This is a genomic window from Citrobacter sp. Cb023 (assembly GCF_030336805.1).
Lineage (GTDB): Bacteria > Pseudomonadota > Gammaproteobacteria > Enterobacterales > Enterobacteriaceae > Citrobacter > Citrobacter braakii.
Window position 1 is genome coordinate 1 of record NZ_JAOWCV010000037.1, and the last position, 22,015, is coordinate 22,015.

The following is a 22,015-nucleotide window of genomic DNA, read 5'->3' on the forward strand; positions in this document are numbered from 1 at the left end:
GATAGAGTACTCGGCTACGAACCGAGCGGTCGGAGGTTCGAATCCTCCCGGATGCACCATCTTCTCCGAGATAACAGCAACACTGTTGTTTCATGGTCTGCGAGATAATCGTGAGCACCAGGGAGGATAACGTTGCTTCAGCAACGGCCCCAGGGCGAGGCGCAGCCGAGTAATCCTCCCGGATGCACCATCTTCTCTCCTTTGAATCATTTCCACATACTCCCGGAACCCCCTTAATTCGCTGTCAGCGACAAAATCAATCAATTACGATAAAATAACGTCTGGTCATTCGGCTTGTGAGAAGACGATGTACGAACGTTATGCGGGTTTGATTTTTGATATGGATGGCACCATCCTGGATACCGAGCCAACGCACCGTAAGGCGTGGCATGAGGTATTGGGGCATTATGGGTTACGTTTTGATGAACAAGCCATGGTCGCCCTCAATGGCTCCCCAACGTGGCGTATTGCTCAGTCGGTAATTGAATTGAATCATGCCGATCTTGACCCTCATGCCTTGGCGCGTGAAAAAACCGACAAGGTGAGAAGCATGCTGCTGGATAGCGTCCAGCCTTTGCCATTGGTTGACGTCGTGAAAGCCTGGCATGGTCGTCGTCCTATGTCGGTAGGTACGGGGAGTGAAAGCGCGATTGCGGAAGCTCTTCTCGAACACCTTGGGCTGCGTCGCTATTTTGATGCTGTAGTCGCAGCCGATCACGTACAACACCATAAACCTGCTCCTGATACGTTTTTGCTCTGTGCCGAACGTATGGGTGTTGCTCCGGCGCGCTGTGTCGTATTTGAAGATGCCGATTTTGGGCTTCAGGCGGCGCGTGCCGCAGGAATGGACGCGGTGGATGTCCGGTTATTGTGAGTGATGGACTATCGCTCCTGTCACTGTTTGCCAGCAGTTTTCTCAGCGCTACGCTATTACCCGGCAATTCTGAAGTTGTTTTAGTTGCTTTGCTGGTCTCTGGGGTAAGTCATCCCTGGGTCTTAGTCTTAACAGCAACAATGGGTAATAGCCTTGGAGGGTTAACTAACGTTATCCTTGGGCGTTTCTTTCCATTGCGTAAAACATCGCGCTGGCAAGAAAAAGCCACTGGCTGGCTGCGGCGCTATGGCGCTGTCACACTATTATTAAGCTGGATGCCGGTTGTGGGTGATTTACTGTGCCTGTTAGCTGGATGGATGCGCATCTCGTGGGGTCCAGTACTTTTTTTCTTATGCCTTGGCAAGGCGCTGCGCTATGTAGTTGTCGCAGCGGTTACGACGCAAGGCATTATGTGGTGGCACTAATTGTGTTGTGAGATAGCCTTCAGGGTAACCAATACCATTATGCTAATTAAAACGATTTTGACAGGCGGGAGGTCAATTTGATCCCGGACGTATCACAGGCGCTGGCCTGGCTGGAAAACCATCCTCAGGCGTTAAAGGGGATTCAACGTGGGCTGGAGCGCGAAACGCTGCGCGTTAATGCAGATGGGTCATTAGCAACGACAGGCCATCCTGAGGTGTTAGGCTCAGCGCTAACGCATAAATGGATAACCACTGACTTTGCCGAAGCACTACTGGAGTTTATTACGCCTCCAGGCGACGACATTGAGAAAATGCTCACGTTCATGCGCGACCTGCATCGGTATACCGCCAGGAACCTGGGCGACGAGCGTATGTGGCCGTTGAGCATGCCTTGCTATATTGCCGAAGGTCAGGATATCGAACTGGCGCAGTACGGTACGTCGAATACCGGTCGTCTGAAAACGCTGTACCGTGAAGGCCTCAAAAACCGTTACGGCGCGTTGATGCAGACTATCTCTGGCGTACACTACAATTTCTCATTGCCGATGGCTTTCTGGCAGGCGAAATGTGGCGTAACGGGCGGCGAAGATGCTAAAGAGAAGATCTCCGCGGGTTACTTCCGTCTGATCCGCAACTACTACCGTTTTGGTTGGGTGATCCCGTATCTGTTTGGCGCCTCTCCGGCCATTTGTTCCTCTTTCCTGCAAGGAAAACCGACAACCCTGCCGTTTGAAAAAACTGACTGTGGGATGTATTACCTGCCGTATGCGACGTCGCTGCGCCTGAGTGATTTGGGCTATACCAATAAGTCGCAAAGCAATCTCGGAATTACGTTTAACGATTTGCATGAGTATGTGGCAGGATTAAAGCGCGCGATTAAAACCCCTTCCGAGGAGTACGCGGCGATCGGTCTGGAGAAGGACGGTAAGCGTCTGCAAATCAACAGCAACGTTCTGCAGATTGAAAATGAGCTGTATGCGCCTATTCGCCCGAAACGCGTCACTCGTCGTGGCGAAACGCCTTCTGACGCGCTTCTGCGTGGCGGTATTGAGTACATCGAAGTTCGCTCACTGGATATCAACCCGTTCTCACCGATCGGCGTGGACGAGCAGCAGGTGCGCTTCCTCGATCTGTTTATGGTCTGGTGTGCGCTGGCCGATGCCCCGGAAATGAGCAGTGATGAATTGCTGTGTACGCGTAAAAACTGGAATCGGGTGATTCTCGAAGGTCGTAAGCCTGGGCTGACGTTAGGTATTGGCTGTGAAACAGCCCAGTTCCCGTTGCCTAAGGTAGGGAAAGATCTGTTCCGCGATCTGAAACGCGTGGCACAAACGCTGGACAGCATCGATGGGGGAGAGGAGTATCAAAAGGTCTGTGATGAACTGGTTGCCTGTTTTGACAACCCAGAACTGACTTTCTCTGCCCGCATCCTACGGTCTATGATTGATGAAGGCATTGGCGGCACGGGTAAAGCGCTGGGTGAGGCTTACCGAAATCTGCTGCGTGAAGAGCCGTTAGAAATATTGCAGGAAGCGGAATTTATTGCTGAAACCGAGGCTTCAAAGCGTCGTCAGCAGGAGATCGAAGCGGCTGATACTGAGCCGTTTAGCGTGTGGCTGGAAAAGCACGCTTGATACAAAAGAAAAAGGCCACTCGGGAGTGGCCAAAATTTCATCTCTGAAAACAGGGATGATGATAACAAATGCGCGTCTTTCATATACTCAGACTCGCCCCGGAACAAAGAGTTCAGATTATTTTCAAAAAATTTATCGGAGGTGGCTAAATGCCGTTGTTAGATAGTTTTACTGTCGATCACACCCGGATGGAAGCTCCCGCGGTCCGGGTTGCAAAAACGATGAACACCCCGCATGGCGACGCAATCACCGTGTTTGATCTGCGTTTCTGCATTCCGAACAAAGAAGTGATGCCTGAGAAAGGTATCCACACGCTGGAACACCTGTTTGCAGGTTTTATGCGTAACCATCTCAACGGCAACGGCGTGGAGATTATCGATATCTCTCCGATGGGATGCCGCACTGGCTTTTACATGAGCCTGATTGGTACGCCAGACGAGCAGCGTGTTGCCGACGCGTGGAAAGCGGCGATGGCGGACGTGCTGAAAGTGCAGGATCAAAACCAGATCCCGGAGCTGAACGTTTACCAGTGTGGCACGTATCAGATGCACTCTCTTAGCGAAGCACAGGATATCGCACGTCATATTCTGGAGCATGATGTACGCGTTAACAGCAATGAAGAGCTGGCGCTGCCGAAAGAGAAACTGCAGGAACTGCATATTTAGTCATACTGATTAGTTGTTCCAGTATTTAAATTAACCTCGGCTTATAACCGGGGTTTTTTATTGCCTCCCCTCAACCATATCCCTGGGAGGTGGTTTACGGGGCAATAAAAAAGGGATCCGCAGATCCCTTTTATCAGATATTTAGTGCGCGCCACCGCCGCCGCCGCCCGCACCGAAGGGGGGTTTGGCAAACCACACCAGGCCAAGCAAGACCAGGAAGATCCCCGCCGACATCCAGAAGATTTCGTTGGCGGAAATAATCAGTCCCTGATTGGTGATCTGCTGGGCTATCCAGCCTGACGCCTGCTGGTGCGTCATCCCTAAATCCTGCAGTTTATCGTACATTGCCTGCGCATTTGGATTGTAAGGATTAACGGATTCCGTTAACTGCGCATGGTGAAGTGACTCGCGGTTAGTCCACATCGTCGTCGTAATTGATGTGCCAATAGAGCCGGCCAGCGTTCGCGTAAAGTTCGACAAACTTGATGCCGCGGCCAGACGCTCAGGTGGTAAGCCGGACAGCGTGATAGTCGTCAGCGGCATAAAGAAGCAGGCTACCGCGAAACCCTGAATAAACTGTGGCCAGGCCGATGCGCCAAAGTCCATACCCGGTTCGAACGTCCACGCACGCCAGTAGAAACAGACGGCGTACATAATAAAACTGAACGTGACTAACCGACGCATATCAAGCTTGTGCGCGAAGCGGCCGATAATCGGCGATAAGATCACCGGAATCACCCCAACCGGCGCTGACGCCAGACCGGCCCAGGTTGCCGTATAGCCGTATACCTCCTGCAACAGCTGCGGCAGCAGGACGATTGCGCCGAAGTAGAGCATATAGGCCAGACTGATACACAGACAGCCGATGGTAAAGTTGCGCGACTTAAACAGCGAGAGGTCGACAATGGGGTGCTCGTCGGTAAGCTCCCAGACGATCAGGAAGCTGATGGCGACAACGGCGACCACCGTCAGGATGATAATCTCCTGAGAGGCAAACCAGTCCAGCTCTTTGCCGCGGTCGAGCATAATCTGCAAACTGCCGATACCAATGACCAGCAGTGCCAGACCAATGGCATCGATGCGCCGCTGCTCGGTTTTGGTTTCCCGACCACGCAGGGTTTGCAGGGTCATCAATACCACCGCAGCACCGATTGGCACGTTGATGAAAAATATCCAGCCCCAGTGATAGTTGTCGCTGATATAGCCCCCAAGAATAGGGCCACATATCGGGGCAACAATCACTGTCATCGACCATAGCGCCAGGGCGATGGAACGCTTGGCGGGAGGATAGTTATTCAACAACAAGCTTTGTGACAGCGGAATTAATGGACCGGCGACAATCCCCTGGATTACGCGGAAGAAAATCAGCATGTTCAGGCTGGTGGACATCCCGCATGCCCATGACGCAATGACGAAGGCGATAGTTGACCACATGAATAGCCTTACTTCGCCAAAGCGCTTTGCCAGCCAGCCGGTGATCGGAATCGAGATAGCGTTCGCCACCCCGAATGAGGTGATCACCCAGGTTCCCTGGCTCAGTGAAGAGCCGAGGTTCCCGGCGATAGTGGGGATCGCCACGTTAGCAATGGTGGAGTCCAGCACCTGCATGAATGTCGCCAGGGACAGCGCGATCGTCATAATGACGAGCTGCGCGCCTTCCAGCGGTTTTTGCTGTTGCATCACACGCACCTTTGAATTAGCCCGCGTTGGCCTGCACGATCTCTTCGATCATCTTATTGACCGGAGCAAGGTTGATTTCCCGTGCATTACTTTCTGATACCGGCGTGGTGCGAACCTGGCTTGCCAGAATTTGTCCGTCACGATTTGAGGTATCTACCGTAACCAGCGTAGATAAACCGATACGCAGCGGATGCTGCGCCAGCTGCTGTGCATCCAGTTCAATACGCACCGGCAGACGCTGGACGACTTTGATCCAGTTACCCGTTGCGTTTTGTGCTGGCAGCAGGGAAAAGGCGCTGCCCGTACCCATATCCAGCCCGACAACCTTACCGGTATATTTCACGTCATCGCCGTAAATATCGCTGATAACGGTCGCAGGTTGACCGATACGCATGTGCGCGAGCTGTGTTTCTTTGAAGTTGGCATCCACCCACAGGTTAGTGGCTGGAACGACCGCCATCAGCGGCGTGGTCGGGCTAATTTGCGCCCCCGGCTGCACGGAACGACGGGAAACATAGCCAGTCATTGGGCTGACGATTCTGGTTCGTTCCAGCGCCAGCCAGGCATTGCGCACTTCAGTGGCCGCCTGTTGCACGGCGGGCTGGTCTTCCAGCTTACTGCCGAGAATCATCGCCTGGTTGGCATTATATTGTTGGATAGCAACATCAAGCTGAGCCTGAGCGCTGGCGACGGCATCACGCGCATGTTGCAGCTCTTCGCGGCCAATCAGGTTGGCGTTGCCCAGCGGGACACGGCGATTAAAGTCGCTTTGTGCCTGCGCCAGCGCGGTTCTCTGCACTTCAATGCTTGCCTGTAACTGCTTGCTATTGATCATCAACTGGTGCGTCTGACGCACGCTGGAAGCCAGCGCAGTTTTGGCTTTTTCAAATGCCTGCTTAGCGTCCGTCTGGTCGAGGGTGACCAGCACATCGCCTTGTTTTACAAAGTCAGTGTTATCAGCCCAGACTTTCGTCACGCTGCCTGATACCTGCGCCATGATTTGAACCTGGTTCCCTGCCACGTACGCATCGTCTGTCTCTTCGACATGACGCAGTACTAAAAACCAATAAATCCCATATGCCACGGCAATGATAATAAAGAGCAAGGTCAGAAGGAGCAGCATACTTTTACGTTTGCCATTCTTCTTGACCGGTTGCTGCGGGGTTTGAGTCTCCGCATTTGCGCTCATGTTGTTCTCCACGATCTTCTTTTTTTTCACATCGGCTGAGCCGACCTGTTTATCAGACAGGCCAGCAGTATGCGTGCTGGCCTGTCGGTTTTTTCATTTATAAATCTGGATTTCTGAGCGAGTCGGCGCGTTAGCGCAACGCTTCTAATACCGCGCCATCCTGCTCCATCTGGTCAAGACGGGTCAGAAGTTTACGGGTAATTTGCTCAAGCTGATCTTTTTCGGTGGTGCTGAGAGATGACCAAAGCTGATGCAGGCAGTTATGCTGAGGCGGTAACACCTCTTGCAAAAATGCGTGGCCTTTCTCGGTCAATTGCAGATGCAGACAGCGGCGATCGTTATCGCTTTCGCGACGTTCGATCCAGCCACGTTTTTCTAACTCATCCGCAATGCGGGTTGCGTTAGTGCGTGACGAGCCAAGCGCGCAACTCAGTTCAGAAGGCTGAATACTGTGGTTTTCCTGAGACTCCAGCGTAATCAACGCCATAAACAATGTCTCGTTAATCCCTTGAGCTTTCAGCATCTTATTGCGGTTTTCCAGCAGCTTGCCCTGCATGTGCATGCATAGACGAGTCAGAAGCACTTCCTGATAAGGGAACTCTTCGTAGCGGCTGGCGCGAAATTTTAGCATTTGTTCAATGGGCGTAAACGAACTATCCATTTGGGTATAACCTCATTAATTTCAGCCGATATAGTAACGACAGTGACAAATAAAGTAAATGTATTATTTATTTAAAATGATTGTTTTTATCTATAAGACAATCAGCATTTTCCAGGCTAATCCATAGCCCAGAGCACTCAGTAAGGTTGGAATGATGATGCTGCGGGTCTTATAGAAGCTTGCGCCCAGTATGACAAACCCCACCAGCGTAGGCACGAACCGACGAGAATCGTGCATCACTTCTGGCGCGGTAGACACCACCAACAGGGCGCAAATTGATGCAATGCCAATGGTGTCGAGTAATATGCCCGTCGCGCCGCGCTTCGTCGGGCGAACATTCCCCACTCCAAGACGGAGCGGCAAATAACGAAAACAGTAGTTAACGCAGCCGACCAACAGGCCAAGCAGCAGGACCTCATAGCTCATCGGGACCTCCCTGCCAAAATGACTGGATAAGAGCCGTCAGACATCCGCAGACAATGCCTGCAAGGATGGCGGCAGGAATGGAAAACAGCATGACGCCAGCCAGCGCGCCGGCCAGTGCTGCAGTCACGCAGAGTGCTTGTTGACGCTGGAAAGAGGCGAGCAGGAAGCTCATGAACAGCGCCGGGAGCATGAAGCCCAACGCGGCTTCAACTGCCGGGTAATCCTTGAGTAAACCACTACCGGAAAACGCGCCGATCACCGTGCCAAACACCCAGGAGGCCCAGGAGCATAGCGCAATGCCGATCATCCAGTTTTCACTCCAGCGCCGGTTATCCCGTACCAGCTTCGCCGTGGCGGCGGCAAAGACTTCATCGGTGAGGCCAAAGGCCCACAGCGCGCTTTTGGGTTTGCTCAGTCGCTGGGCGATTCGGCTACGCAGGGAAGGTCCGTACAAAACATGGCGTACATCCATGGCCATGACGGTCAGTGCGGCGACCCACAAAGAACTGCCTGCGGCGAGCATTGTGGTGATGACAAACTGGCTGGCTCCCGCATAGATAATGCAGGAGAAAAACACGCTTTCAACCGGAGTAAAGCCAAGGCGAGTGGCATTGAGACCAAATGCAAAAGCGACCGGAATATAGCTGATGACTATTGGCAGGCTGTCTTTGAATCCTTCAGTTAGCGTCGCAGAACTGGGTTCAGACTGGGATATCGGGCTTTCCATAGGGTTATAGGTTTCATTACCGAAATTAATATAACTTGGTTCAATGAGTTATAACCTTAGCAGACTGATGGGCTCCTTAACACCCTGCGGAGCCCAATCAGCGGTAAACATACGCTATATGCTTAATTTACGGCTTCCTGACGGTGATATCCTCGCCACCAGACCAACAGGTTGAGTAGGGCAACGGTCGTACCGGCCAGACAAACGCCAGCCCAACCGGCATGCTGCCAGGCGGAGGCCGAAATCAGCGAACCTGCCGCCCCGCCAATAAAATAGCTGGTCATGTATCCGGCGGTCAGGCGATTACGTGCGTCCGGATGAATGCGATAGATAACCGTCTGGTTGGTGATATGCACACCCTGAACGGTGAGGTCCAGGACCAAGATACCGATAATCAGCATTGGTACGGAACTATGCCCTAACCAGATAGCCCACCAGGAGAGCAGCAGTAATAACAGACCTGTGGTCGTGGTGAGATGTGATTTTCCCTTATCGGCAAAACCACCTGCCGGACGCGCGCCTAACGCCCCTGCGGCCCCTGCCAGGCCAAACAGCCCGATCGTTCCTTCAGAGTAGTTAAACGGCGGCGCGGCGAGCAAAAACGCCATAGAGGTCCAGAGAATACTGAAATTGGCAAAGGTCAGGCAGCCCAGCATCGCGCGGGTACGCAGCAATTTATCATGGATAAACAGGCTGAATACGGAGCCTAACAGTTGCGGATAGTTGAGATGAGTATCTGATTTCATCTTCGGCAGACCGCGCCACAGCGCAATCGCCATCAGCGCCATTAATATCGATGCGACCCAAAATACGGTGCGCCAGCCGCCAAGATTGGCCAGTAATCCCGCCACGGTGCGCGCCAGCAGGATACCCAGCAGCAGGCCGCTCATAATGGTGCCGACAACTTTACCGCGCTTATCCGGCGTGGCAAGCGTCGCCGCCAGCGGAACCAGAATCTGTGCCACTACCGAGAACAACCCGGTCAGGGCGGTGCCGAGGATCAGCATGCCCAGCGACTGGCTACTGGCGGTAATAAGCATGCCGCCTGCCGCTAACAGCGTCATGGAGACGATCAGCATCCGACGTTCAAACATATCGCCAAGCGGTACTAAAAACAGCAGGCCGGCGGCATAGCCGAGCTGGGCCGCGGTGACGATAAAGCCAGCGGTACTGGCCGATAGCGAAAAGTTACGTGCGATGGTGTCGAGCAGCGGCTGCGCGTAATAGTTACTGGCGACGGCGAGGCCGGTGGCGATAGACATTAACAGGATCAGCGAAGGGCTAAGTCCCTGAGTGGTTTTCGTCATGGTTTTCAACTGAAAAATGGGTTGCAGAAAACAATCATAACGTAAGTGATTAAATGTTGCTGATTTGTTGGGTGATGGATTGTGCGGTTGGGAGGAGGGCGTGTAGGCCGGATAAGGCGCATCGCGCCACCATCCGGCATTGGTGTGATGGCGCTACGCTTATCAGGCCTACGAGGGGGTTATTTCTGCGCAGCCAGCGCTTCTTTCACCCAGCCATCAAACTGTTGCTGGTGGGCTTTGATCCAGCCGTCAACGTGACCCTGCACGTCGGCTTCAGATGCTTTCCCGTCGTGCATCATCGCGTTCTGCGCGTTGATATCCGCCAGCGGCAGCTTCATGACGGCAAACAGTTTCGCCGCAGCCGGGTTTTTCTCCGCCCAGGCTTTGTTGGCGACGATATGCATAGTGTTCACCGGGAAGCCGTAGTTGGCGCCGTTTGGCAGCTTGGTATCAATGTCTTTCTGCTCGCCTGGCAGGGAAGAGAACGGCACCTGCAGCCAGACCACATCTTTACCCGGTTTCATAACGTCGCTCACCCAGTACGGTGTCCAGGTGTAGTAAAGAATGGGTTTGCCTTCTTTAAAGCGGGTAATAGTGTCAGCCATCATCGCCGCATAGTTACCGTGGCTGACCTCGACGGTTTTTTCCAGATCGAAGGCTTTGTTCTGGTGGTTGATCACCGCTTCGCAGCCCCAGCCCGGCGAGCAGCCCATCATGTCTGCTTTTCCGTCGCCGTTGGTGTCAAAGATTTTGGCGATCTTCGGATCTTTTAACTGGGCAATGTTGGTGATTTTATACTGCTCAGCGGTTTTTTTATCGATCAGATAACCTTGCGCGGCACCCGTAACGAATACCCCCTCGCGATAGAACTTTTTGTCTCCGCCCGCTGCGGCATACATATCATCATGCAGCGGCTGCCAGTTCACAGCGGTAAAAGTTGCATCGCCAGAGGCAATGGAGGTATAGCCGACGTTGTAGTCAACTTCGCTTGTTTTGTTAACGGTATAACCCAGTTTCTCCAGCGCACGGGCGACCAGTTGCGTCTGGAAGGATTCTTCAGAGATAGTGCTCTGGATTGGCTGTACAGTGATGCCTTTGCCTGGCAGATCGGCAGCGAAAGTGCTGGTGGAGACAAGGGTGGCAAACGCTGTGGCAATAATGACGTTCTGTCGCATCGTTGTTCCTTAATTATTGGAGGGACGTATAGGCCCGGTAAGCAATGCGCCACCGGGCAACGGGTGAATTACTTCGTGAATGGGCGAGTGATAAGCCCTACGGGACCGGTGGTGTACCAGCGACGGTTGCCACGGCTACGGGCGTCGCGACCGACAGCCTGCGTCAGGCGGTCGAGAATGATGGCGAGGATCACGATCCCAACTCCGCCGACGGTGGCAAGCCCCATATCCAGACGACCGATTCCGCGCAGAACCATCTGACCCAGTCCGCCGACGGCGATCATCGACGCGATGACGACCATTGAGAGCGCCAGCATCAGCGTCTGGTTGACCCCGGCCATAATGGTAGGCATCGCCAGCGGGAGCTGCACTTTAAACAGCATCTGACGCGGGCTGGCGCCAAATGAGCGCGAGGCTTCAATCAAGTCGGCTGGCACCTGGTTAATACCCAGAATGGTCAGACGCACGATTGGCGGCAGGGCGAAGATAATCGTCACCACCACGCCCGGGACGTTACCAATACCAAACAGCATGACGATCGGCACCAGATAGACGAACGCCGGTGTGGTTTGCATGGCGTCCAGCAGCGGACGAACAATTTTTGCCGCCCGTGGACTGCGCGCCAACCAGATCCCCATTGGTAGACCGATCACCACGCAGAACAGCAGCGCGGTTAGTACCAGCGCCAGGGTGATCATGGCCTGCGACCACGCGCCGATGGCCCCGATTGCAATCAATGAAATCAGCGTAGCAACGCCCATTCCAACGCCGGAAATCTGCCAGGCAATCAGAGCGAACAGGATAATCGCCACCGGGGCTGGCATACCCAACAGAAGCTGCTGGAAGCCGTTGAGAATATAATCCACCGGGACTCGAATGCCCTGGAAGACCGGACGGAAATGGGTAACGACCCAGTCGATCCCTTCTGTGACCCAGCTATCCAGCGGGATCAGCGTTTTATGGAACGGATCCATAATATTGAAATGCTCTGGCGCCGGCGCGGGTGCGCTGGTCAGCCAGTCTGCGCCACCGCCGTCAGTTGGCGCGCCTGATGGCGTACTCCAGGCATCGGCGGTTTGTGCGGCACTGTCGGCCGCTGGTGTGGTATCCCACGGATTGGTTTGATCAGCCATTGTTTGCCCCCTCACGATCTAAAGCCTGTAACAGCATGCGTTTTGAAATGATGCCCACATACTGTTGTTCCTCATCAACAACCGGCACCGCGCACGGGGCCTGGCCGACATGAGAAAGCAACTCGCTGAGAGGAGTTTGCGCATCCACGGCTAACGGCTCATCGATCAATGCCGCTTCAATACCTTGCGCCTGACTTAATGCTGTTTTTAAAGAGTCGATAGAGACAACGCCGACGAATTTATTGCCGCGCTCGATCACGTAACCATATTCGCGATCTTTGTCCTGCAATAATTGCAGCGCTGAACGTGGACCGACCCCGGGCGTTTTACGAATTAAACCTTCAGGGCTACGACGTGAAATATCTTTGGCACTAAAGACCTGGCTAATATCAACGCCGCGGAAGAAGGTGCGTACATAATCATTGGCCGGATTATTCAGGATTTCATCTGGCGTGCCGACCTGGACCACTTCACCGTTTTGCATAATGGCAATTCTGTCGCCAATACGCATAGCTTCGTCGAGATCGTGGGAAATAAAGACCACGGTACGTTGATGTTTCGCCTGTAGTTTTACCAGTTCATCCTGCATCTCGGTACGAATTAACGGATCGAGGGCAGAAAAGGCCTCATCCATTAATAAGATGTCAGGGTTTATGGCTAATGCACGGGCGAGGCCCACACGCTGGCGCATCCCTCCGGAAAGTTCATCCGGGTATCCGTGAGCATAATTCTCCAGACCAACCTGACGCAGCGCATCTAACGCTTTTTCACGACGTTCATCCGCGCCAACACCGGCTAATTCCATGCCGAATGCCGTATTGTCCAGGACCGTCATGTGCGGCATCAGGGCAAAGGACTGGAAAACCATCGCAATCTTTTTTCTGCGCACCTCGCGAAGCTCTGCATCGGATATCCGGGCGATGTCTACGCCGTCAATCAATACTTGCCCGCGGGTGGGTTCAATCAGGCGATTGAGAAGGCGTACCATTGTGGATTTACCCGAACCGGATAATCCCATGATGACAAATATCTCGCCTTCTTCAATGGCCAGACTGGCGTTCTTAACGCCAAGCGATAGCCCTGTTTTATCCAGAATCTGCTCTTTTGAAAGTCCTTTTTCAATATATTTGAAGGCTCTCTGCGGATGCTCTCCAAATATCTTATAGAGATTTTTAACTTCTAATTTAATTGCCATGCAATAGAATGATTCCTGTTATTTGTTTATATCGATATATTACCTGATGGAAATAGTGACCTTTTTCTACCCTAACATACTGAGAATCTGAGACAACCCTGAATTTGTTTGTGGCACGAATATTGCTGAAGGCCATGTGGCGGGACTTCCCGTGATATAAGGGCTGAGCGCGAATGTGAATGGGGTAATATTTTTTGTAAATGGCAATGAAAAGTCGCCTGAATTGCTGAAATGCAGGCGAATAATGCGGCTGATATTGAGTGTAGATCACACAATTATATTTGCACGACAAAAGTGTGATCCTGTTAGAATATTTCCGCGAAAAATGTACGGTATTTTCCGCGGGAATGAGCGCTAGAAATTCCAGTCGTCGTCTTCGGTTTCGACAGCTTTTCCCATCACGTATGATGAGCCGGAACCCGAGAAGAAATCGTGGTTTTCGTCAGCGTTGGGCGACAGCGCGGCAAGGATTGCCGGGTTAACCTCCGCCATTTCTGGCGGAAATAATGCCTCATACCCCAAATTCATTAATGCCTTATTGGCGTTGTAGCAAAGGAAGGCTTTGACGTCATCCACCCAGCCGGTTTCTGCATACAATTCTTCCGTATAACGCGCTTCGTTATCATACAATTCCATCAGCAGGTCGAGGGCAAAATTCTTTAACTCCTCGCGTGCGGATTCAGAAATGTGCTCCAGACCTTTTTGATATTTATAACCAATGTAATACCCGTGAACGGCTTCATCACGAATGATCAGACGAATGAGATCGGCGGTATTGGTCAGTTTTCCGCGGCTGGAGAAATACATTGGCAACCAGAAGCCGGAATAGAACAGGAAGGATTCCAGAAACACGCTGGCAATTTTTTTCTTCAACGGTTCGTCGCTGGCGTAATGTGTCAAAATGATCTGTGCCTTGCGCTGGAGTGGGGTATTTTCTTCACTCCACGCGTAAGCCGCATCCACGTCTTTGGTCTGGCAAAGAGTGGAGAAAATTGAGCTGTACGAACGGGCGTGCACCGCTTCCATAAAGCTGATATTCGATAGCACCGCCTCTTCATGCGGCGTTAACGAATCGGCCATCAATGCTGGCGCACCGGCTATGTTCTGAATGGTGTCGAGCAGCGTCAGCCCGGTAAAAACGCGGATAGTCAGCTGCTGTTCGGCGGCGTTCAACGTTTGCCAGGCCGGGATATCGTTGGAGAGCGGGACCTTTTCCGGTAACCAGAAGTTACTGGTCAGGCGATTCCAAACCTCGAGATCTTTATCATCCTCAATCTTGTTCCAGTTGATGGCACTCACGCGGGATAATGTCATGTTGTCCTCCTTACAGCGCGCATGACACGCAACCTTCGATTTCGGTTCCTTCCAGCGCCAACTGGCGTAGTCGGATGTAATACAGCGATTTGATGCCCTTACGCCAGGCGTAAATCTGCGCTTTGTTGATATCGCGAGTGGTGGCGGTATCGGGGAAAAAGAGCGTCAGTGAAAGCCCCTGATCGACATGCCGCGTTGCTTCAGCGTAGGTATCAATGATTTTTTGTGGACCAATCTCGTAGGCATCCTGATACAAGGCCAGATTCTCATTGGTCATAAACGGGGCAGGGTAGTAAACGCGCCCGGTTTTGCCCTCTTTGCGAATCTCCACTTTTGACACGATCGGGTGAATGCTTGATGTCGCATGGTTGATGTAGGAGATAGAACCCGTTGGCGGAACCGCTTGTAAATTCTGGTTATAAATGCCGTAGCGCATGACATCTTCACGCAGCTGCGACCACATTTCGCGCGTTGGCAGCATAATGCCGCTGGTGGCAAACAGTGTGCGAACCTTGGCGGTTTTTGGCTGCCAGTCGCCCTGCAGATACTGGTTAAAATACTCACCGCTGGCGTAGCGGGACTGCCTGAATCCGGCAAAGGTTTTGCCGCGTTCCCGGGCGAGCTTCATCGACGTATTCAGCGCATGCCAGGTGATGGTGTAGAAATAGAGATTGGTGAAATCCAGCCCTTCAGGTGAGCCGTAGGCGATACCTTCCCGTGCCAGATACCCGTGCAGGTTCATCTGCCCAAGACCGATAGCGTGCGATGCGCTGTTCCCGGCCTCAATTGAGGGTACGCTGCGGATATGGCTCATGTCCGAAACGGCCGTTAAGCCGCGAACCGCCGTTTCCACGGTGCGCCCAAAGTCTGGCGAATCCATGGTATGAGCGATATTCAACGAGCCGAGGTTGCAGGAGATATCGTGCCCTGTTTGTGCGTAATTGAGGTTTTCATCGTAGGTGGAAGCGCTGTTAACCTGCAAAATCTCCGAGCACAGGTTGCTCATATTGATACGACCGGCAATCGGATTGGCGCGATTCACCGTGTCTTCAAACATGATGTAAGGGTAGCCGGACTCGAACTGGATCTCGGCCAACCGCTGGAAGAAATCGCGGGCGTTAATGTATTTTTTGCGCACTCGTTTGTCGGCAACCAGTTCGTCATACCGTTCAGTTACGGCGATATCACCGAATGGTTTGCCGTAAATTCGTTCCACGTCATACGGTGAAAACAGCGCCATTTGGGCATTTTCTTTGGCTAACTGGAAGGTGACATCCGGGAGCACCACTCCAAGCGAGAGCGTTTTGATACGGATTTTCTCGTCGGCGTTTTCACGTTTGGTATCGAGAAAACGCAAAATATCCGGATGATGCGCGTGCAGATACACCGCGCCCGCACCCTGACGCGCCCCTAATTGATTCGCATAAGAAAACGCATCCTCCAGCATTTTCATTACCGGGATCACCCCAGAGGACTGGTTCTCAATGCGCTTAATGGGCGCACCCGCCTCACGCAGGTTAGAGAGCAAAAATGCCACGCCGCCGCCGCGTTTGGAGAGTTGCAGCGCCGAGTTGACCGCCCGTCCAATTGACTCCATGTTGTCTTCAATGCGTAACAGGAAGCAGGAAACCAGCTCGCCGCGTTGCTGTTTACCGCAGTTTAAAAAGGTTGGCGTGGCGGGTTGAAAACGCCCGGAGAGCATTTCATCGGTTAGTTGCAGAGCGAGCGCTTCATCGCCCTGCGCCAGCGTGAGCGCCACCATCGTTACGCGATCCTCAAAGTCTTCGAGATAGCGCTTCCCGTCGAACGTTTTCAGCGTATAGCTGGTGTAGAACTTCCATGCGCCGAGGAACGTCTGGAAACGGAATCCGCTGGCGTGGGCGTGTGCGAATAGCTTCAGCACAAACGCGCGATCGTAGCGGGCTAACACGCTGGCATCGTAATAGCCTTCATCCACCAACGTGTCCAGACGCGCCTGCTGGCTGGCAAACGCCACCGAGTTGGGGCGGACGTGGGCGGTAAAGAACGCCTCCACCGCCTGATGGTCTTTGTCGAACTGAATGCGCCCGGCCTTATCGTACAGATTCAGCATGGCGTTCAGGGCGTGATAATCCAGCGTCTGCTGTATTACACGTTCTGCGGTTGTCGTTGCCAAAATTCGCTCACTCCTTTTTGCACGTTGTCGATATCGCTTTGGGTGCCCATCAGCTCAAAGCGATAGAGCCACGGCACGCCGCATTTTTGTGAGATGACATCACCCGCGCGACCGTAGGCATCCCCGAAATTGCGATTGCCGGAGGCGATCACTCCACGGATTAACGCCCGGTTGTGCGTATCGTTTAAAAAGCGGATCACCTGTCTCGGGACCGCGCCAGCTGTACCGCCGCCACCGTAGGAGGGCACGATTAAAATGTAAGGTTCGTCTACCCGGATCCGCTCGCGTTCGTTAAGCGGAATGCGGATGGCAGGCAGCCCCAGACGCTGCATGAAGCGGTGCGTATTTTCGGAGCTGCTGGAAAAGTAGACGAGCTGACTCATGCGCTGGCCACTTGAGGAGCCGGGCGCAGACGGTTGATCATGTCCGGGCGAAATCCTGACCAACTGGTTTCCCCTGCGACCACGACCGGTAACTGACGAAAGCCTTGATCGCGCAGGCGATCAGCCATATCGGGGTGTAAATCGACGTTTACCATCTCAAAGTCAAACCCGCGGCTTTCCATCGCCCGCTTAGTGGCGTGGCACTGAACACAGTTGTTACGAGTGTAAATAACAATGCGCATGATTCGTATTTCCATCTAAAAGTAAAAGAATGACGCGATAGAGGGCGTCAGGTTGTGTGTGTCTTGATAGAGGAGATACTAGATGTAGTTTTAAAAAGATTCAACCATACAAGATATGGTAATTTTAGATTGATGAGGGCATGGGTGATGAGCGTGACGGAGGAAGTGATAGAAACTATGGCAGGTTGCCGGATGGCGTTTATGTCGCCATCCGGCAGCGCAGAATCACATGCGCATCCCTACCGCCAGACGGTTAAAGCAGTTCATCAGGCTAATAGCAAACGTCAGATCGCTAATCTCTTTCGCGCTAAAATGGTCGAGCAGCGGCAGATAAACGTCATCTTCGGCATGGGTGCTGGCTATATGGGTGACGGATTCGGCCCACGCCAGCGCTGCACGCTCCTGCTCGCTGAAGTGATGACTAACCCGCCAGCCTGCCAGCGCGTCCAGTTTGGCCTGCGCAACACCGGATTTGCGCAGCGCCTTACTGTGCATTTCCAGGCAAAAGGCGCAGCCGTTGATTTGCGAGACTCGCAGGTAAATCAGTTCCGTCAGCGTAGGTTCCAGCGCGCAGTTTTCCAGCGCTTTGCTGGCCTGAACCAAAGCGTTATAGATTTCAGGACTGAGTTCATAATAGGGCTGGCGTAACATTGTCATGGTATTTCTCCTCGTTTGGATGACCCGCAATGTAGCACTATAATGGACTGCTACAGAGAGCCATATTGTTGCCAAAAAAGCAGACCATAAATGCCACGCTATCAGCAAATCGCCCGTCAGTTAAAAAACGCCATTGAGAAAGGTGAACTAAAACCAGGCACAAGATTGCCCTCCAGTCGGACCTGGGCCCAGGAGCTGGGGGTATCACGTTCGACGGTGGAAAATGCCTATGCAGATCTGGTGGCGCAGGGCTGGCTCGCGCGACGCGGGCAGGCAGGAACATTTGTCAGTGAGCAACTGCGACCGGAAAACGCACCTGTGTCTCCCGCCATCTTCGCCGGAGAAAACCCCAGGCCACAGCCTTTTCAGATGGGATTACCCGCACTCGATCTCTTCCCGCGGGACGTCTGGGCGCGGGTGATGGGGCGGCGTTTACGCACCCAAACGCGTTTTGACCTGGCCGTGGGCGATGTTTGCGGCGAACGGGTTTTACGTCAGGCGATTGTCGATTACCTGCGCGTCTCACGCAGTATTGAGTGCCAGCCGGAGCAGATTTTTATTACTTCAGGCTACGCGGCATCAATGACGTTAATCCTGCGCGCTCTGTCTCAACCCGGTGAGGGGATGTGGGTCGAAGATCCTGGCTTTCCGTTGATTCACCCCGTGGTGGCTCAGGAGCGCATTGAGCTGATGCCGGTGGCAGTTGATGCCGATGGCCTGGATGTCTGCGCTGGGATCCGTGACTACCCGCAGGCGCGTTTTGTGCTGCTCACACCCGCACACCAAAGTCCGCTGGGCATCGCCCTGTCATTAGACCGTCGCCACCAACTGCTTGAATGGGCGACTCGGGCGCAGGCGTGGATCATTGAAGATGATTACGACAGTGAATTTCGCTACCACGGCAAACCGTTGCCGCCGCTAAAAAGTCTGGATGCGCCCCAGCGGGTGATTTATGCCGGAACGTTCAGCAAATCGATGTTTCCGGCTTTGCGCACGGCATGGCTGGTGGTACCCCTGACTCAGGTCGAACATTTTCGTCAGCAGGCGGCGCTAACGGCCTGTAGCGTTCCGGTTTTATGGCAGCAAACGCTGGCGGATTTTATGCAAGATGGCCACTTCTGGCGGCACTTAAAACGTATGCGCCAGAATTATGCCCTGCGACGTCAATGGATGGAAAACGCGCTGAGCGAACAAGGATTTAACGTCATTCCTCAGGAAGGAGGGATTCAGCTGGTGATAACTGTCGACGGAGATGATGTTGCGCTAGTGCGCAAAGCGAATCAGGCCGGGCTGGCGGTTCAGGCGTTAAGCCGCTGGCGAATAACTTCAGCAGGAAAGGGGGGAATATTGCTGTCGTTTACTAACATCAGCTCGGTGGAAATGGCGCAGCAGGCGGCGTATCAACTGCGGATGTCGCTGACATAATTCTGCGCGGTTCTTAAGATATTCGTCCCACCATCGCCACTCGTTTATGGACTTTTCTGAAAGCGTTGCTAATGCTGAATCAGGTAAGGTAAGCCCGCAGTAAAAAAGATAACGAGGAAAAATATATGTATTTACGACCTGATGAGGTGGCGCGCGTACTTGAAAAAGTGGGCTTTACCGTCGATGTAGTGACGCAAAAAACGTACGGCTATCGTCGTGGCGAAAATTATGTGTACGTTAACCGTGAAGCACGTATGGGACGTACCGCATTAGTTATCCATCCCACGCTAAAAGAGCGCAGCTCTTCGCTGGCGGAACCTGCGACGGATATTAAAACCTGCGATCACTACCAGCAATTCCCGCTATATTTAGCCGGAGAGACTCACGAACATTATGGTATTCCGCACGGCTTCAGTTCGCGAATTGCGCTTGAGCGTTATCTGAGTGGGTTGTTTGGCGACGTTAGTTCAAACTAATAATGCGACTGGCAGGGCCAGTCGCGAAGAGATCTGTCAGGCTTTAGCCTGGTGATAGCTGCTGACCTTAAACAGGCGGCGGCAATAATCAAGAAAGTAGCCATAGACCGCGCCCATCAGCATTGATACCACGATGTTCGAACTTACTGCAGCCGTAATCTGGTGCCAGTCTGCGCCAACCGTCAATAGAATAATCACATACACTGGTGACTGGAAGGTGACATAAGCCAGCACGTCCGCCAGGTTTTTCCCCCATCCTGCTTGCGTGGCTTTACGCGCCGCGCGCATAAACAAATCGCGATACATGCCGTATGGCCACGCGATCAGGATGTTGACGGGGATAGCCACCAGTCTGGAGTACAGAGACTGTTCGAAGCTCATTCCTGAAAGGAATATTTCGATCAACATGTTCACGACAGAACAATAAACAACCATCGCGAACGTGTCTGCTACTGCATGACGCAAGCGTGACTGCGGAGAGAACATGTTAATGCTCCTTGTAAAAAGGGAAAAAAAGGTTTTGAATACCTTCTTGCTAGTGATTTGTCTTGCTGCTTTCGCGTTTGAATAGGATATCTGCCTGGATAATAACTAGCAACTAGCTTAAAATTTTTATTTATTACCTTTTTGTCGATAAAATGCTCTGCAATGGTTTGTTTTTTGTTCGTTTTGGTATTTTCGTTGCTGATTTAATTAAAGGCATTTTAGATCAATGGGTTATGGAAACTTGTTTTTCTGAATTTTTTGCGCTCCTTTTCTCAATGTTGACTAATGTGCAATATGTATACGCACCGGCTCCGCGCGATGTTGTGGCCTGTTTCTCGACTGATACCCTGAGACTCCTTGCAGGTATATTTATAGCGACTAGCAGAGGAATAGAATATATCGCATAGGCGATATCAAAATGGATGCAATAAATACACGAATTAGCTTTTTTGATTAGTAATATGCGAATAAATTAGACTGGAAATATAATAAGCAGTTGCATACAATATTTAGGGTAATACCGTTTTTATGTTTTACGTTAAAGAGGTTTTGTTAATATGAGTTCAATGTTAAAAAACTTAAATAATATCCGCTCGCTGCGTGCAATGGCTCGTGAATTTTCCGTTGATGTGCTGGAAGATATGCTTGAAAAATTCAGGGTAGTGACCAAAGAACGCCGCGATGAAGAAGAACAACTACAGCGCCAACGTGCAGAACAGCAGGAAAAAATTAATACTTTGCTGGCGCTGATGCAGGCAGACGGGATCAATCCGGAAGAGCTACTGAGCATGACGCCTGCGACGGCAGGTTCAGTTAAAAAACGTCAGCCGCGCCCGGCGAAATATCGTTTTACCGATCTCAATGGTGAAACAAAAACATGGACCGGACAAGGTCGCACACCGAAGCCAATTGCCCAGGCACTGGCTGCCGGTAAATCTCTTGATGACTTTTTGATCTGATTATTAATGCGGTGAGGGCGACCTCACCGCTTATTTTCAGCAAACGCCAAAATCACCCTCTTCGGTATATCGCGTCACGTCAGCTGCTTTCAGCGTGAATTTTTCGCCGCTTTCATTACTGGCGTGTACCGCCACAATGTGATCGCCATTGACTTCGACAACTTTCAGTTTAGGTCCACCCATGCGTGGTTGAACCAGATCGCCAGGTTTAAACATATTGCTCTCCTTTATTTATCGCAGAACTCACCATAGATCACGTCAATCAGCGGGTACAGTGCAGTTTCAATGATTACCGCTTAATGAGTACGTCGGTTCCAGGGCATGATATCCAGCAATCGCGCCATGCCGCAAAAGCCGGTCACGCCAGCGAGTATTAGCCCGGCGCCCACAAAACCGCTCAGCAGGAAGAAGGCGCTGCTAACGGTGTAGCCCAGAATGACGCCGAGTAAGGCAAGGCTGCCGGCGGCTATCTGCACCTGGCGCATCAGTGGTAACGGTTGTGAACGATCTTTTGCCACCGGAAAACCTGCGGCTTTCCAGCCGTCAATGCCACCTTCCAACAACCAGACCTGCGCAGGCGCGGCAATAGCGTTCAGTTTTGTCGCCGCGTTTTGTGTACGTTTGCCTGACTGGCAGTGAAAAATCACCTGCCCGGCGCGTAAATTCGCAGGCAGCGATCCCTGCTCTAGCGTAGATAATGGTACCAGATGCGCCTCCGGAATATGCTCGTACAGATACTCGTCAGCATCGCGGATATCAATCAGTTTTGCGCCTTGTGCGACCAGCGTCTGCGCCTCGCGCGGGGAAATCGTCCCAATGGTCATGAT

At 52.5% G+C, this 22,015-nt stretch carries 24 protein-coding genes; 7 read left to right on the forward strand and 17 right to left on the reverse strand.

The window, feature by feature from the left end; all coding sequences use genetic code 11:
• The first annotated feature begins 307 nt into the window (after window positions 1-307).
• The 4 genes from yqaB to luxS all read left to right on the forward strand — a co-directional run bounded on the left by yqaB (window position 308) and on the right by luxS (window position 3,598).
• Complete coding sequence (gene yqaB / locus OGW44_RS12845) at window positions 308-874, forward strand: fructose-1-phosphate/6-phosphogluconate phosphatase (RefSeq protein ID WP_046274846.1); 567 nt, start codon at window positions 308-310, stop codon at window positions 872-874.
• Complete coding sequence (locus OGW44_RS12850; protein ID WP_003825961.1) at window positions 871-1,299, forward strand: YqaA family protein; 429 nt, start codon at window positions 871-873, stop codon at window positions 1,297-1,299. Before yqaB ends, OGW44_RS12850 begins: the two co-directional genes overlap by 4 nt.
• A gap of 77 nt (window positions 1,300-1,376) precedes the next feature.
• Entirely contained in the window at window positions 1,377-2,933 is a 1,557-nt protein-coding gene (gene gshA, locus OGW44_RS12855; protein WP_101700154.1) for a glutamate--cysteine ligase, read from the forward strand.
• 149 nt (window positions 2,934-3,082) lie between these two features.
• Window positions 3,083-3,598: an S-ribosylhomocysteine lyase gene (gene luxS, locus OGW44_RS12860; RefSeq protein ID WP_016154160.1), complete on the forward strand. Its 516-nt coding sequence runs from the start codon at window positions 3,083-3,085 to the stop codon at window positions 3,596-3,598.
• A gap of 141 nt (window positions 3,599-3,739) precedes the next feature.
• Here the strand turns inward: luxS and emrB are convergent, their stop codons facing one another.
• From emrB to OGW44_RS12930, 14 genes are all read right to left on the reverse strand, one after another.
• Entirely contained in the window at window positions 3,740-5,278 is a 1,539-nt protein-coding gene (emrB, locus tag OGW44_RS12865) for a multidrug efflux MFS transporter permease subunit EmrB (protein ID WP_016154159.1), read from the reverse strand.
• Window positions 5,279-5,294: 16 nt separating this feature from the next.
• Window positions 5,295-6,467: a multidrug efflux MFS transporter periplasmic adaptor subunit EmrA gene (emrA, locus tag OGW44_RS12870; protein ID WP_049282740.1), complete on the reverse strand. Its 1,173-nt coding sequence runs from the start codon at window positions 6,465-6,467 to the stop codon at window positions 5,295-5,297.
• Between the two features lie 130 nt (window positions 6,468-6,597).
• The gene (emrR, locus tag OGW44_RS12875; RefSeq protein WP_003037300.1) at window positions 6,598-7,128 is read right to left on the reverse strand and encodes a multidrug efflux transporter EmrAB transcriptional repressor EmrR; all 531 of its coding nucleotides are present in this window, start codon (window positions 7,126-7,128) and stop codon (window positions 6,598-6,600) included.
• Between the two features lie 90 nt (window positions 7,129-7,218).
• The gene (ygaH, locus tag OGW44_RS12880; RefSeq protein WP_016154157.1) at window positions 7,219-7,554 is read right to left on the reverse strand and encodes an L-valine transporter subunit YgaH; all 336 of its coding nucleotides are present in this window, start codon (window positions 7,552-7,554) and stop codon (window positions 7,219-7,221) included.
• On the reverse strand, window positions 7,544-8,281 hold the full coding sequence (locus tag OGW44_RS12885; RefSeq protein ID WP_019077531.1) for an AzlC family ABC transporter permease: 738 nt from the start codon (window positions 8,279-8,281) through the stop codon (window positions 7,544-7,546). The genes ygaH and OGW44_RS12885 overlap by 11 nt, the downstream gene beginning before the upstream one ends.
• Window positions 8,282-8,403: 122 nt before the next feature.
• Window positions 8,404-9,588 carry an MFS transporter gene (locus OGW44_RS12890; protein ID WP_047358817.1) on the reverse strand — a complete coding sequence of 395 codons (1,185 nt, stop codon included), beginning with the start codon at window positions 9,586-9,588 and terminating at the stop codon, window positions 8,404-8,406.
• Window positions 9,589-9,767: 179 nt separating this feature from the next.
• Window positions 9,768-10,763 (reverse strand): glycine betaine/L-proline ABC transporter substrate-binding protein ProX, encoded by a 996-nt coding sequence (proX, locus tag OGW44_RS12895; protein WP_016154154.1) that lies wholly within the window; start codon window positions 10,761-10,763, stop codon window positions 9,768-9,770.
• A 68-nt stretch (window positions 10,764-10,831) separates the two neighbouring features.
• Window positions 10,832-11,896: a glycine betaine/L-proline ABC transporter permease ProW gene (proW, locus tag OGW44_RS12900; RefSeq protein ID WP_169329888.1), complete on the reverse strand. Its 1,065-nt coding sequence runs from the start codon at window positions 11,894-11,896 to the stop codon at window positions 10,832-10,834.
• Window positions 11,889-13,091, reverse strand: coding sequence for a glycine betaine/L-proline ABC transporter ATP-binding protein ProV (gene proV / locus OGW44_RS12905; protein ID WP_016157301.1), 1,203 nt, complete (start codon window positions 13,089-13,091; stop codon window positions 11,889-11,891). Before proV ends, proW begins: the two co-directional genes overlap by 8 nt.
• A gap of 354 nt (window positions 13,092-13,445) precedes the next feature.
• Window positions 13,446-14,405 (reverse strand): class 1b ribonucleoside-diphosphate reductase subunit beta, encoded by a 960-nt coding sequence (gene nrdF / locus OGW44_RS12910; protein WP_016157300.1) that lies wholly within the window; start codon window positions 14,403-14,405, stop codon window positions 13,446-13,448.
• 10 nt (window positions 14,406-14,415) lie between these two features.
• A complete protein-coding gene (nrdE, locus tag OGW44_RS12915; protein WP_185654483.1) occupies window positions 14,416-16,560 on the reverse strand; it encodes a class 1b ribonucleoside-diphosphate reductase subunit alpha in 2,145 nt (714 codons plus the stop codon).
• Window positions 16,533-16,943: a class Ib ribonucleoside-diphosphate reductase assembly flavoprotein NrdI gene (nrdI, locus tag OGW44_RS12920; RefSeq protein WP_016157298.1), complete on the reverse strand. Its 411-nt coding sequence runs from the start codon at window positions 16,941-16,943 to the stop codon at window positions 16,533-16,535. Before nrdI ends, nrdE begins: the two co-directional genes overlap by 28 nt.
• Entirely contained in the window at window positions 16,940-17,185 is a 246-nt protein-coding gene (gene nrdH, locus OGW44_RS12925; protein WP_016157297.1) for a glutaredoxin-like protein NrdH, read from the reverse strand. Before nrdH ends, nrdI begins: the two co-directional genes overlap by 4 nt.
• 225 nt (window positions 17,186-17,410) lie before the next feature.
• Window positions 17,411-17,842 carry a carboxymuconolactone decarboxylase family protein gene (locus OGW44_RS12930; protein WP_016154147.1) on the reverse strand — a complete coding sequence of 144 codons (432 nt, stop codon included), beginning with the start codon at window positions 17,840-17,842 and terminating at the stop codon, window positions 17,411-17,413.
• Between the two features lie 90 nt (window positions 17,843-17,932).
• Here OGW44_RS12930 and pdxR point away from each other — a divergent pair, with 90 nt between their 5' ends.
• Window positions 17,933-19,267, forward strand: a complete 1,335-nt coding sequence (gene pdxR, locus OGW44_RS12935) for a MocR-like pyridoxine biosynthesis transcription factor PdxR (protein WP_185654484.1) — start codon at window positions 17,933-17,935, stop codon at window positions 19,265-19,267.
• A gap of 125 nt (window positions 19,268-19,392) precedes the next feature.
• Window positions 19,393-19,743 carry a DUF2002 family protein gene (locus OGW44_RS12940; protein WP_016154145.1) on the forward strand — a complete coding sequence of 117 codons (351 nt, stop codon included), beginning with the start codon at window positions 19,393-19,395 and terminating at the stop codon, window positions 19,741-19,743.
• Between the two features lie 36 nt (window positions 19,744-19,779).
• On the opposite strand, the gene alaE is transcribed toward OGW44_RS12940, so the two are convergent.
• The gene (gene alaE / locus OGW44_RS12945) at window positions 19,780-20,229 is read right to left on the reverse strand and encodes an L-alanine exporter AlaE (RefSeq protein ID WP_016154144.1); all 450 of its coding nucleotides are present in this window, start codon (window positions 20,227-20,229) and stop codon (window positions 19,780-19,782) included.
• Between the two features lie 557 nt (window positions 20,230-20,786).
• Between alaE and stpA the strand changes: the two genes are divergently transcribed.
• Window positions 20,787-21,188: a DNA-binding protein StpA gene (stpA, locus tag OGW44_RS12950; protein WP_016154142.1), complete on the forward strand. Its 402-nt coding sequence runs from the start codon at window positions 20,787-20,789 to the stop codon at window positions 21,186-21,188.
• A gap of 36 nt (window positions 21,189-21,224) precedes the next feature.
• On the opposite strand, the gene OGW44_RS12955 is transcribed toward stpA, so the two are convergent.
• Window positions 21,225-21,404, reverse strand: coding sequence for a GDFGVC terminal motif YodC-like protein (locus OGW44_RS12955; RefSeq protein WP_016154141.1), 180 nt, complete (start codon window positions 21,402-21,404; stop codon window positions 21,225-21,227).
• A gap of 80 nt (window positions 21,405-21,484) precedes the next feature.
• The gene (locus OGW44_RS12960) at window positions 21,485-22,012 is read right to left on the reverse strand and encodes a rhodanese family protein (RefSeq protein ID WP_016157293.1); all 528 of its coding nucleotides are present in this window, start codon (window positions 22,010-22,012) and stop codon (window positions 21,485-21,487) included.
• Window positions 22,013-22,015 lie beyond the last annotated feature (3 nt).

Coding starts and splice junctions, on each gene's coding strand:
- OGW44_RS12940 (WP_016154145.1), top strand. CDS start 19,393: ATGTATTTACGACCTGATGAGGTGGCGCGCGTACTTGAAAAAGTGGGC.
- emrR (WP_003037300.1), bottom strand. CDS start 7,128: ATGGATAGTTCGTTTACGCCCATTGAACAAATGCTAAAATTTCGCGCC.
- emrA (WP_049282740.1), bottom strand. CDS start 6,467: ATGAGCGCAAATGCGGAGACTCAAACCCCGCAGCAACCGGTCAAGAAG.
- stpA (WP_016154142.1), top strand. CDS start 20,787: ATGAGTTCAATGTTAAAAAACTTAAATAATATCCGCTCGCTGCGTGCA.
- OGW44_RS12930 (WP_016154147.1), bottom strand. CDS start 17,842: ATGACAATGTTACGCCAGCCCTATTATGAACTCAGTCCTGAAATCTAT.
- emrB (WP_016154159.1), bottom strand. CDS start 5,278: ATGCAACAGCAAAAACCGCTGGAAGGCGCGCAGCTCGTCATTATGACG.
- nrdI (WP_016157298.1), bottom strand. CDS start 16,943: ATGAGTCAGCTCGTCTACTTTTCCAGCAGCTCCGAAAATACGCACCGC.
- OGW44_RS12960 (WP_016157293.1), bottom strand. CDS start 22,012: ATGACCATTGGGACGATTTCCCCGCGCGAGGCGCAGACGCTGGTCGCA.
- OGW44_RS12890 (WP_047358817.1), bottom strand. CDS start 9,588: ATGACGAAAACCACTCAGGGACTTAGCCCTTCGCTGATCCTGTTAATG.
- proV (WP_016157301.1), bottom strand. CDS start 13,091: ATGGCAATTAAATTAGAAGTTAAAAATCTCTATAAGATATTTGGAGAG.
- luxS (WP_016154160.1), top strand. CDS start 3,083: ATGCCGTTGTTAGATAGTTTTACTGTCGATCACACCCGGATGGAAGCT.
- nrdF (WP_016157300.1), bottom strand. CDS start 14,405: ATGACATTATCCCGCGTGAGTGCCATCAACTGGAACAAGATTGAGGAT.
- proW (WP_169329888.1), bottom strand. CDS start 11,896: ATGGCTGATCAAACCAATCCGTGGGATACCACACCAGCGGCCGACAGT.
- OGW44_RS12955 (WP_016154141.1), bottom strand. CDS start 21,404: ATGTTTAAACCTGGCGATCTGGTTCAACCACGCATGGGTGGACCTAAA.
- proX (WP_016154154.1), bottom strand. CDS start 10,763: ATGCGACAGAACGTCATTATTGCCACAGCGTTTGCCACCCTTGTCTCC.
- OGW44_RS12885 (WP_019077531.1), bottom strand. CDS start 8,281: ATGGAAAGCCCGATATCCCAGTCTGAACCCAGTTCTGCGACGCTAACT.
- yqaB (WP_046274846.1), top strand. CDS start 308: ATGTACGAACGTTATGCGGGTTTGATTTTTGATATGGATGGCACCATC.
- ygaH (WP_016154157.1), bottom strand. CDS start 7,554: ATGAGCTATGAGGTCCTGCTGCTTGGCCTGTTGGTCGGCTGCGTTAAC.
- nrdH (WP_016157297.1), bottom strand. CDS start 17,185: ATGCGCATTGTTATTTACACTCGTAACAACTGTGTTCAGTGCCACGCC.
- alaE (WP_016154144.1), bottom strand. CDS start 20,229: ATGTTCTCTCCGCAGTCACGCTTGCGTCATGCAGTAGCAGACACGTTC.
- pdxR (WP_185654484.1), top strand. CDS start 17,933: ATGCCACGCTATCAGCAAATCGCCCGTCAGTTAAAAAACGCCATTGAG.